Origin of the sequence: Bacillus sp. NEAU-242-2 (assembly GCF_027853835.1) — a bacterium.
Taxonomy (GTDB): Bacteria; Bacillota; Bacilli; order Bacillales; family Bacillaceae; genus Bacillus; species Bacillus velezensis.
Genome location: NZ_JAPNNY010000001.1, coordinates 768,199 through 778,749, shown reverse-complemented (window position 1 = coordinate 778,749; position 10,551 = coordinate 768,199). Strand labels below are relative to the sequence as shown.

Annotated in this window: 11 protein-coding genes; 7 read left to right on the top strand and 4 right to left on the bottom strand. The window is 46.8% G+C overall.

What is annotated here, in order from left to right:
- The first annotated feature begins 153 nt into the window (after positions 1–153).
- Complete coding sequence (locus OWN49_RS03190; protein ID WP_176283272.1) at positions 154–1,374, top strand: cytochrome P450; 1,221 nt, start codon at positions 154–156, stop codon at positions 1,372–1,374.
- Positions 1,371–2,555 (top strand): macrolide family glycosyltransferase, encoded by a 1,185-nt coding sequence (locus OWN49_RS03185; protein ID WP_077722087.1) that lies wholly within the window; start codon positions 1,371–1,373, stop codon positions 2,553–2,555. The genes OWN49_RS03190 and OWN49_RS03185 overlap by 4 nt, the downstream gene beginning before the upstream one ends.
- Positions 2,556–2,593: 38 nt before the next feature.
- On the opposite strand, the gene OWN49_RS03180 is transcribed toward OWN49_RS03185, so the two are convergent.
- The gene (locus OWN49_RS03180) at positions 2,594–2,779 is read right to left on the bottom strand and encodes a hypothetical protein (protein WP_003154919.1); all 186 of its coding nucleotides are present in this window, start codon (positions 2,777–2,779) and stop codon (positions 2,594–2,596) included.
- A gap of 175 nt (positions 2,780–2,954) precedes the next feature.
- Between OWN49_RS03180 and OWN49_RS03175 the strand changes: the two genes are divergently transcribed.
- Positions 2,955–3,773 carry a uroporphyrinogen-III synthase gene (locus OWN49_RS03175; RefSeq protein WP_077722088.1) on the top strand — a complete coding sequence of 273 codons (819 nt, stop codon included), beginning with the start codon at positions 2,955–2,957 and terminating at the stop codon, positions 3,771–3,773.
- Positions 3,774–3,797: 24 nt separating this feature from the next.
- Here the strand turns inward: OWN49_RS03175 and OWN49_RS03170 are convergent, their stop codons facing one another.
- Genes OWN49_RS03170 through OWN49_RS03160 form a run of 3 tightly spaced genes read right to left on the bottom strand, consistent with a single transcriptional unit; the run spans position 3,798 to position 6,307 of the window.
- On the bottom strand, positions 3,798–4,559 hold the full coding sequence (locus OWN49_RS03170; RefSeq protein ID WP_003154915.1) for an ABC transporter permease: 762 nt from the start codon (positions 4,557–4,559) through the stop codon (positions 3,798–3,800).
- A gap of 1 nt (position 4,560) precedes the next feature.
- Positions 4,561–5,298, bottom strand: a complete 738-nt coding sequence (locus tag OWN49_RS03165; protein ID WP_077722089.1) for an ABC transporter ATP-binding protein — start codon at positions 5,296–5,298, stop codon at positions 4,561–4,563.
- Positions 5,299–5,323: 25 nt separating this feature from the next.
- Positions 5,324–6,307 (bottom strand): DMT family transporter, encoded by a 984-nt coding sequence (locus OWN49_RS03160; protein ID WP_070081663.1) that lies wholly within the window; start codon positions 6,305–6,307, stop codon positions 5,324–5,326.
- 129 nt (positions 6,308–6,436) lie between these two features.
- Here OWN49_RS03160 and OWN49_RS03155 point away from each other — a divergent pair, with 129 nt between their 5' ends.
- From OWN49_RS03155 to uxaC, 4 genes are all read left to right on the top strand, one after another.
- Positions 6,437–6,934 carry a cupin domain-containing protein gene (locus OWN49_RS03155; protein WP_077722090.1) on the top strand — a complete coding sequence of 166 codons (498 nt, stop codon included), beginning with the start codon at positions 6,437–6,439 and terminating at the stop codon, positions 6,932–6,934.
- A gap of 386 nt (positions 6,935–7,320) precedes the next feature.
- On the top strand, positions 7,321–7,737 hold the full coding sequence (locus OWN49_RS03150; protein ID WP_003154908.1) for a DUF1641 domain-containing protein: 417 nt from the start codon (positions 7,321–7,323) through the stop codon (positions 7,735–7,737).
- Positions 7,738–7,776: 39 nt separating this feature from the next.
- Positions 7,777–8,955, top strand: a complete 1,179-nt coding sequence (locus tag OWN49_RS03145) for an NAD(P)/FAD-dependent oxidoreductase (RefSeq protein ID WP_003154907.1) — start codon at positions 7,777–7,779, stop codon at positions 8,953–8,955.
- Between the two features lie 186 nt (positions 8,956–9,141).
- Positions 9,142–10,539 (top strand): glucuronate isomerase, encoded by a 1,398-nt coding sequence (gene uxaC, locus OWN49_RS03140; RefSeq protein WP_154066719.1) that lies wholly within the window; start codon positions 9,142–9,144, stop codon positions 10,537–10,539.
- The last annotated feature ends 12 nt before the right edge of the window (positions 10,540–10,551 follow it).

Here is a 10,551-nt window from a genome sequence, read left to right as displayed (position 1 = left end):
TTCTTGGGAGAAATTTCACCTCCGGATTCATGACTTTTGTTGTGTTATGTTAATAGTTAAGGTTATGAATAGAAAAAAATTGAAAATATGTGCTAGGATAAAATTCAAGGTACGTCAACTATTCAAATATGAAACAATCAGGAGTGATGTAACATGAGTAAGCTGAGGAGCACGAGACAAGCCATCCAAAGAACCCTGATGAAAGGAAAAAACGGCCTGGACGTATACAACCCTTTTCCTTGGTATGAAAAAATGAGACGGGAAAGCCCTATATACTTTGATGAAGAGACGAAGGTTTGGAGTGTGTTTTTATACGATGATGTCAAAAAAGTCATCAGTGATAAAGAGACGTTCTCAAGCCGCATGACTGATGTGAAAAGCTCGATTGCAAAGTCCATGCTGAATATGGACCCGCCGAAACATACCCAAATCAGATCTGCCGTCAATCGCGCTTTCACTCCCCGCGTCTTGAAGGAATGGGGGCCGAGAATTAAAGACATTACCGATCATCTCCTGAAACAGGCAAAGAACAAAGGGCGGATTGATATCGTTAAAGATCTCTCTTACCCTTTGCCGGTCATGGTGATTTCAGAATTATTAGGCGTTCCGTCCGAACGTATGGATCAGTTTAAAAAATGGTCGGATATTCTCGTCAGCATGCCGAAAGATGCGAGTCCTGAAGCGGCGGAGAAAAATCAGCAGGAACGTGACCAATGTGAGGCGGAGCTGGCGGCGTTTTTTGCGGGAATAATAGAAAGCAAACGAAAACAGCCCGGCCAAGATATTATTTCTATTTTGATAAAAGAGGAAGAAGAGGGAGAGAAGCTCACGCCAGAAGATCTGATCCCGTTTTGCAATCTGCTTTTAGTGGCGGGAAATGAAACAACGACTAATCTCATTTCAAATGCGGTTTACAGCATATTAGAGACGCCCGGCCTTTATGAAGAGCTGAGACAGGACCCTTCTCTCATCGCGCAAACGGTGGAAGAAACGCTGCGTTTTCGCGCTCCCGCTCCGTTTGTCAGAAGGACGGTCCGGCACGACACTGAGCTGCGCGGACGCCGCTTGAAAAGCGGAGAGATCGTTCTCTGCTATGTTGCATCTGCCAACCGTGATGAAAACAAATTTGAGAAGGCGGGCGTATTTGATATTCATCGCCAATCGAATCCGCACCTTTCCTTCGGATTCGGCGTACACTTCTGCTTAGGCGCTCCGCTTGCCAGACTTGAAGCGGAAGCCGCGCTGAAAGGAATTGTAAAAACCTTTTCACACCTTGAGCCCGTCCGGATTGAGCCGATCCGAAACAGTGTCATGTACGGGCTGGAGTCTTTAGAAGCGGAGATAAACGAAAATGAAGGAGAAGAAAAAAGATGAGAAAAACACACATCGCCATTATTAATGTGGCCGCTCACGGTCATGTCAATCCCACGCTGCCTGTGGCCGAGGAACTTGTCAATCGCGGGTATAAAGTGACATTCGCTACGACTGAGGAATTTGAAGCTTCCGTTGCCAAAACGGGTGCTATTCCCGTTTTATACCGCACAAGCATAAAGGCGGACCCGAAGACGATAAAAGAACGGGTAAATAAAAGTGACGCGTTTGTAATGTTTCTGGAAGAAGCGGTTGAAGTGCTTCCGCAGCTGGAAGAGCTGTACAAAGACGACCTTCCTGACATCGTCCTGTTTGATTTTTTAGCGCTTGCCGGAAAATTGTTTGCGGATAATGGCGGCATCCCGGCCGTAAAGTTCTGCCCAAGCTATGCAATGAATGAGTATTTTCAATTAGGAAGAGACGAAGAAACGATGGAAGCGGCCAAACAGGCGATAGAAGAATATCAGGAGAAAATTGAAAATGAACAAGTGAAACGGATGACAATGGAAGAATTTTTCATGCCTGAAAAATTGAATATCGTCTTTATGCCAAGGGCCTTTCAGCCGAAACAGGAAACCTTTGATGAACGATTCTGTTTTGCGGGTCCGTCTCTTGGAGAACGCACAAATACGGGAAGTCTGGAAATTGATGCAGCCGATGACCGTCCGCTTATGCTCATCTCACTGGGAACGGCGTTTAACGCCTGGCCTGAATTTTACCGGATGTGTATTGACGCGTTTCGGGACTCGGACTGGCGGGTTATTATGTCAGTCGGCACAACAATTGATCCGGAAAGTTTTTCGGATGTGCCCGATCACTTTATCATCCGCCAGCACGTTCCGCAGCTTGATGTGCTGGAGAAAGCAAAGCTGTTCGTATCTCACGGCGGGATGAACAGTACAATGGAGGCGATGAATGCGGGTGTTCCGCTCGTTGTCGTTCCGCAAATGCACGAACAAGAGGTTACCGCAAAGCGTGTGGATGAATTGGGGCTTGGCGTGCATCTGCCGCCGAAAGAAGTCACTGTGGCCCGTCTGCAAAAAGACGTTCAGAACGTATACAGCGATAAAAACATCCTCAGCCGCGTGAAAAGCATGCAGCAGAAAATAAAAGAAACCGGCGGCCCCAAACAGGCTGTTTGCGCCATTGAAGAATTTTTGGAAAAGGCGTCCGTCGAAAATTGATTAGGAAAACAGGCAGCACCGGACGGCTGCCTGTTTTGTTATATATTTTTCTTCATGCCGCATCTCCGGCATTCCCTCAAAAATTTTCCACCCTTCACTGAACTTTTAAACAGCGTGTAATCGCAATTGTCACATCGGCCGCTGTGAACATCAGGATATTCATTGAACTCATAAATGACCGAAGTATCGTATCCTTTTGTCTCGAACTCTTTTTTTGTTTCCATGATTGAAAGTCCCTCCGCGAATCAAATCGTTCTGCCCGGTTAATGATACAGCAACTGCACGGGGGATTCAACGGGAGCATAGCTTGATTTTCCCGGCTGATTGCGTAACAATAATAGAAATAAATGACGGCCTGCCATAGGGCGCCCGGCATCTGAAGGGAAGAAGAAAACAGCGATGGGAAAAGGATTGAACGGGAAACGGATTGCCATCGGCGGTTCGCGGAAAACAGAAGAGATCACAAAATTAATAGAAAAGCAGGGCGGAACGGCAGTCATCCGTTCCCTCCAAGGAACCGTATACCTGGCGGAGGATCAAATGGAACCCGACGTAAGAACATTTGCCGAGCAAAAAGCTGACTGGGTGATATTCACCACAGGCATCGGTACGGAAACGTTATTGTCGGTATCGGAAAAAATCGGTCTGAAAGAAGAATTTTTAGCGGCCGTTCATGAAGCGAAAATCGGCTGCAGAGGCTATAAAACATATGCGGCCTTAAAAAAGCTCGGCATCACGCCGCATGCCTCAGATGAAGACGGTACAACAAGAGGGCTGATCCGCTCCTTGGAACGATTTGACTTTAAAGATAAAAAAGTCATGATACAGCTTCATGGCGAGAAAGCGCCGGTTTTAACGGAGTTCCTTGAGAAAAACGGAGCGAAGGTATTCCCTGTTCTGCCGTATCAGCATATTCCGCCTGAAAGGGAGACGGTCGATAAACTGCTGGGAGAGCTGTTAAACGGAGAGGTCGATGCCGTATGTTTTACGACAGCCATTCAAGTGCGCTCTCTCTTTGATTATGCAAAAGAAAAAGGATCCGCAAAAGAATTGCAGCAGGCATTCGAAAAACACGTGCTTGCCGCCGCAGTCGGTAAAGTGACGGCTGAAGCGATCCGGGATGAAGGGGTAAAGAGGGTCCTTGCTCCGGACATTGAGCGGATGGGAGCGATGATTATTGAATTATCCCGTTACTATGAATCTCTGACCTTGTCATGAACCACCATTCAGCAGGGAAAAAGCTTACGCTTCCCTGCTGAATTTTTTTAATTGCCAGTGTTCCGTGAAAAGGGAAGGATATGTCAAGGCGCTGAGTATGATACATGTAAGAAGAGCGGAGGCCATCGTTGTAAAAACGATCAGCAGCTGAAAGCGCACCGCCTGTATCGGATCAGCCCCCGCTAAAATCTGCCCCGTCATCATGCCGGGAAGCTGAACGAGACCCAATGTTTTCTGGCTTTCAAGCGTCGGGATCATACTGAGCTTCATACTGGACGTCAATATCTGCCGGACGGCCTGCTTAGGCGTTCCTCCGAGAGAGAGAATCAGCTGGATTTCTTCTTTCCGCAGGTCTGCTTCCGAACTGAGCCGGCTTAAAAACAGGCTTGAGAGCACCATGGAGTTTCCGATGACCATGCCGCTTATCGGAATGACATATCTTGAAGTGAACGGAATGATGTGAAGGGTCAGTAAAAGTCCCTGCGTCACGGTTTCCGCGATTGCCAGTGTCAGAAAAACGCGCCAAAATGAGCCGATCCGCATTTTTTTCCGTTTGGCGACATTGTGCGAAGCGGCCGTGAGCATGAGAAGCACCATTAATATGATAAATATCGGGTGATCACCGCGAAAAATCAGCGACAGCACATAGCCGATGATGAGAAGCTGAATGACGGCCCTGACGGTTGCGACGATCATATCCTTTTCGACGCCGGCTTTAAAAGATTTAGACAGGAATAAAGCGATAATGACAAATATACTTGTTAGTAACAGTGAAAGATCATTCATATCAGCACCCGCTCCCTTGTAAAAGCGCCCGGGCCTTTTCGTGTTTCGGTTCCTTAAAGAACGTTTTCGTTTCCGCGGTCTCTAAAAGCCGTCCCTCAGCCATAAACCATACCGTATCGGATAATCGTTCCGCTTGTTCAAGGTTATGGGTGATCCACAGGATTGTCAGCTGTTTTTGCCGATGGAGTTTCGTAATCAGTTTCTCAATGGTGAGAACGGATGAGGGGTCGAGCGCCGAGGTGATTTCATCCAGCAGCAGGATGGAAGGCAGTCCGGCGAGAGTTCGCGCTAATGAGAGCTTCTGCCGCTGACCTCCGGATAATTCTTTTGCATTCCGATCCAGAAGCCCGCGCGGAAGGTCTGTAAAATCTGCGAGCTCTTCAGGGGTATAGTGCTGCGCCCCGTGGAGTTTTTCTGCGAGCAGAAGGTTGTCCCGCACCGTGCCCTCCGTGACGGGAGCTGATTGAAATGCAAGGCCCGCGGTTTTTCTGAGCTCCCTGATATCCCAGCGCCTTATTTCTTTTCCGAATACAAGCACTTCCCCTTCATCAGGTGTATTCATCAGATTGCAAAGTGACAGCAATGTGCTTTTTCCCGCGCCGGAAGGCCCTATCAAGGCCGTGATAGAACCTTTTTGAATATGTCCGGTTACACGGCTCAGGACATCAAAGGACGTATTGTTTTGTTCAAGGCGTTTGCCGGCTGACAGAAAAGATATTGCCGGAATTTCTTCTTTCATTTGGGATGACACCTTTCGTAAAAAATCAGGAACCAGTGAGATTGGCTGACGTTTGCTCCGCCGTTTTCTGGTCTGTCTGCCGGGAAGCGAATGTATGCATGACCATTCCCCCAATAATAATGAACAGTCCGGCAAATGAAAGAAGTGACGGAAACGCTGCGGATAAAAAGACGATTTCGCCGATCAGTGCAAAAAGAACCTCTCCGGACTGTGTCGCTTCAACAGCAGCGAGCTTCTGCGGCTCATTCCTCACCATATCGGTGGCGCGGAAAAATAATACTGTTGCGATAACGCCCGAGCTGAGTGCGACGATAAAGGATTGGAATGTCTGTCCCATTGAGGGAAGCCCGTCTCTATGCCAGCCGAAAGCGGCGATCAAAAGCCAAAACGGAAGGCTTGCGAGCGTCATGCCGAGCACCCGCTGAAACGTATCGAGTTTTCCGCCGTATTGTTCCAGCATTTTGCGGTTGCCGAGCGGATAGGCAAACGCCGCGATGACGACCGGCGCCACGCTGAATAGTATCGTGCGGCCCGACAGAGAACCCGCATGCTGAAGCTGAATCAGCCCGGCTCCGATCAGGATGATGACGGAAGTAACCAGCGAAATCAGCGGGATCTTTTGTCTGACGGAAACCGGGCCCGCCGGTGAATTTTTTGTTTCATAGAAAAACGGCGACAGAAGCACACCCGCGACAATTGTAATCTGCCACGTGCCGGCGATCAGCCAGCCAGGCCCATATGCCGCCGCAAACGTAATCGGGGCATAAAAAAGCACGAACCCGGTAAAACTCCACTTCAGCCAAAAAAACGGTTTTTTCCGGATTTCATGCCAGAGCGGCGCCCATTTTCCTTTCGCATAAACGATCAAAAATAAAAACGGAATCATAAAAAGAAAACGCAGGGAAGAGCTCCACATCCAGCTTCCGCCGGAAAGCTCCATCGCCCTGTTTAAAATAAATGTGACTGCAAAAAACAGAGATGCCAATATTCCGATCACGATGGCTTTCATTAAATCCCTCATTTTGACACATATTTTTTTATACTATACTATTCACCGGCAGGCTTCGCAATGGAATATGAGAAAATAGCGTTTTAATAAATGATGAATGGGAAACAGACATATACGGAGGTGAACACAATGCAGAAAGAGGATATTCAAGTGCTTTATTTCGAAGATGACGGCCGCATTCCGAATAACCCGAATCTTCCGCTTGTTATTTATAAAGCGGTATTTAATGAAGAAACGGTACAGAAAGCAGAGTCCGTCCTCCGCCGGCACGATTGGTCTAACAGCTGGACGGGCGGAGTATTTCCGTATCATCATTTTCACAGCACCACGCACGAAGTTCTTGTCGCGGTAAAAGGAACCGCGGTTTTGAGGTTCGGCGGGGAACAAGGGGCGGACGCCGTTCTTCAAACGGGAGACGCAGCGGTCATTCCGGCCGGCACCGGACATAAAAAACTGTCGGGCAGTTCTGATTTTACCGTGATCGGAGCTTATCCGGGCGGCCGGCAGTACGATACAAAAACGGAGAAAAATGATAGAACTTCAGAAGAAATCAGCCGTGTCCCGCTCCCGGAATGTGACCCCTTTACGGGAAAATCGGGCCCGCTTTTAAAATTGTGGGAAAAATGACAGGGGAAAAGCGGACGGTCTGTAAAAAAATAGCCTAAAAGAAACGTTATTACACCCCCGCCATATAAATAATTTCATAAACGAAACAATTCACGTTCAAATTTTGTTCAAAAAGTGTTATTATATAAGAGTAAATCAAATTGGGGTTTTTTATGTTTGCTATTTTCAGAGAGGAAAAAGAAATTTTGACTTATTCAATTGTTTTTGTTGATATAAAAATAATACTGGATATGGCAAAGTGAAAAACTGGGTAGTAAACATTTATTTTTGTAAATGATTGTGCATGAATTCACAATCTTGCTTTTTCATGCTTTTCTGCATGAAGGGGGAAAGGCTACCCTTTCCAAAAAAATCAGCATACTGCTTATAGTAAAGGAGAATCGGATATGCCAGAAACAATCGATCAAACAAATGCATCTGTCAGCCAAGGCCAACGCGATCTTATTGATCAGCTGCTAAAACCTGAAGTTCAAGAATCACTGACTGTTTTAGTGGATCAGCTTCCAAAACTGACTGAGTTAGTAAATATTTTAACGAAGTCTTATGATTTTGCACAGTCTGTAGCGACAGACGAAGTATTGAAGAGCGATACAGTGGGTGCGCTTACAGAAATTCTTGAGCCGGTGAAAGAAACAGCGAAAGAAGTTGCGGCTACTGCGATCGAAGCAAAAGACCGCGCGGATGCAAGCAATGAAACGATCGGACTTTTCGGCCTGCTGCGCATGCTGAAAGATCCTCAAGCTCAAAAGCTGTTCCGTTTTGCTAACAGCTATCTTGAAATCATGAACGAAAAACAAAAATAATCTCAGATTCAAATTGATATAAAGGACGGAGGATATACGATGTCAAAACATATTGTCATTTTAGGCGCTGGTTACGGCGGAGTTCTTTCTGCTTTAACCGTTCGCAAACATTACAGTAAAGATGAAGCACGCGTAACCGTTGTGAACAAATACCCGACTCACCAAATCATTACGGAACTGCACCGCCTTGCAGCCGGCAACGTGTCTGAACAGGCTGTTGCTATGCCGCTTGAAAAACTTCTGAAAGGAAAAGACGTCGACATTAAAATCGCAGAAGTCAATTCTTTCTCAGTTGATAAGAAAGAAGTTGCCCTTTCTGACGGTTCTAAGCTGACTTATGACGCGCTTGTTGTCGGACTTGGTTCTGTTACGGCTTATTTCGGCATTCCTGGACTTGAAGAAAACAGCATGGTGCTGAAATCTGCTGCTGATGCCAACAAAGTATACAAACACGTGGAAGACCGTGTGCGTGAATACTCTAAAACGAAAAACGAAGCTGATGCAACAATCCTTATCGGCGGCGGCGGCTTAACAGGCGTCGAGCTTGTCGGTGAGCTTGCTGACATCATGCCGAACCTTACGAAAAAATACGGCGTAGATCCGAAAGAAATCAAACTGAAATTAGTAGAAGCAGGTCCGAAAATTCTTCCTGTTCTTCCTGATGACCTTATCGAACGCGCGACAAAAAGCCTTGAAAAACGCGGCGTTGAGTTCTTAACAGGTCTTCCTGTTACAAATGTTGAAGGAAACGTTATTGATCTGAAAGACGGTTCAAAAGTCGTTGCCAACACATTTGTATGGACAGGCGGCGTACAAGGCAACCCGTTAGTCGGCGAATCCGGCCTTGAAGTGAACCGCGGCCGTGCGACGGTTAACGATTTCTTACAATCTACTTCTCACGAAGATGTATTCGTTGTCGGAGACAGCGCTGTATACTTTGCGCCGGACGGCCGTCCGTACCCGCCGACAGCGCAAATCGCTTGGCAGATGGGTGAACTTGTCGGTTACAACCTGTTCGCTTACTTAGAAGGAAAAACGCTTGAAACATTCAAGCCTGTAAACTCTGGTACGCTTGCAAGCCTTGGACGTAAAGACGCGGTTGCCATCATCGGAGCGAACTCTACTCCGCTGAAAGGCCTTCCGGCATCTTTAATGAAAGAAGCAAGTAACGTACGTTATTTAACACATATCAAAGGATTATTCAGCCTCGCTTACTAATCCTTAAGATCACACAGAAGACATTGCCGGACTTTTCTCGGCAATGTCTTTTTTACATGAAAATGTTAACGGATACAATTTTCTGAAAAATAAAATAAAAATGATTGATATGTGAGAAAGAGGAAGCTAAAATAAAAAAGAACCATTTTGTTAACGTTAACATTTTTTAAGAGGGAGGATGAGAGTGTGAAAGCTTTTATGGGTGATGACTTTTTACTGGATAGTAAAACGGCCGTAAAGCTGTACCGGGAATACGCAGAAAACATGCCGATCATTGATTATCACTGTCACTTAAGCCCAAAGGAAATCTATGAAAATAAAACCTTCGCAACCATTACGGAGGCATGGCTTTACGGTGACCACTACAAGTGGCGGATCATGAGGGCCAACGGCATTGAAGAGCGCTGCATTACCGGAAACGCTTCAGATGAAGAGAAGTTTTTCGCCTGGGCAAAAACGGTGCCGATGGCGATAGGCAATCCGCTGTACAGCTGGACGCATTTAGAGCTGCAGCGCTGGTTCGGCATTTATGACGTATTGAATGAAAAAACGGCCGCGGCAATTTGGAAAAAAACGAATGAGCTCCTGCAGGGAGACGGGTTTGGCGCAAGGGATCTCATTCTGAAATCAAATGTCAAAGTCATTTGCACAACGGACGATCCTGCCGATGCGCTGACATACCATGAACTGTTAAAAGAAAGTGATTTTCCGGTTCAAGTGCTGCCCGGATTTCGGCCTGACAAAGGACTGGACATCAGCAGCCCGGGTTTTGCCGATTGGGTCCGGTCGCTGGAGAGCGCTTCCGGAATGGCTGTCACCACCTACCAATCGTATTTGGATGCATTGGAATCCCGCATCCGCTTCTTTCACAGTGCCGGGGGAAGAGTGTCGGATCACGCATTAGATCAAATGGTTTATGCCGAGACGACCGAAGAGGAAGCGGCCCGGATTTTTGCCGCCGGATTAAGTGGAGAGCATGTGTCTTTTGAAGATGAAAAGAAATTCAAAACACGGACGCTGCAATATCTTTGCGGTCTTTACGCCGAACTGGACTGGGCGATGCAGTTCCATATTAACGCGTTAAGAAATACCAATACAAATAAGTTCAGCAGCCTCGGTCCTGATACGGGATATGACTCGATTAATGATGAACGTATCGCAAAACCGCTTGCCCGGCTGTTAGATTCCGCCGAAAAAAAGCGGCAATTGCCTAAAACGATTTTGTATTCTCTGAATCCGAATGACAACTATATTATCGCCAGCATGATCAACAGCTTTCAGGATGGGAAAACACCGGGGAAAATTCAATTCGGCACAGCCTGGTGGTTCAATGACACGAAAGATGGAATGCTTCAACAAATGAAAGCGTTATCAAACACAGGTCTGTTCAGCCGTTTTATCGGGATGCTGACGGATTCAAGAAGTTTCCTGTCATATCCCCGCCATGAATACTTCAGGCGGCTTGTCTGCACGCTGATCGGCGGCTGGGCGGAACAAGGCGAAGCGCCCTGCGATATGGAGCTTTTAGGGAGGATTGTCGAGGGAATTTGTTACCGGAATGCTGAGGAATATTTCCGCTTTTAAAAAATGGAATGA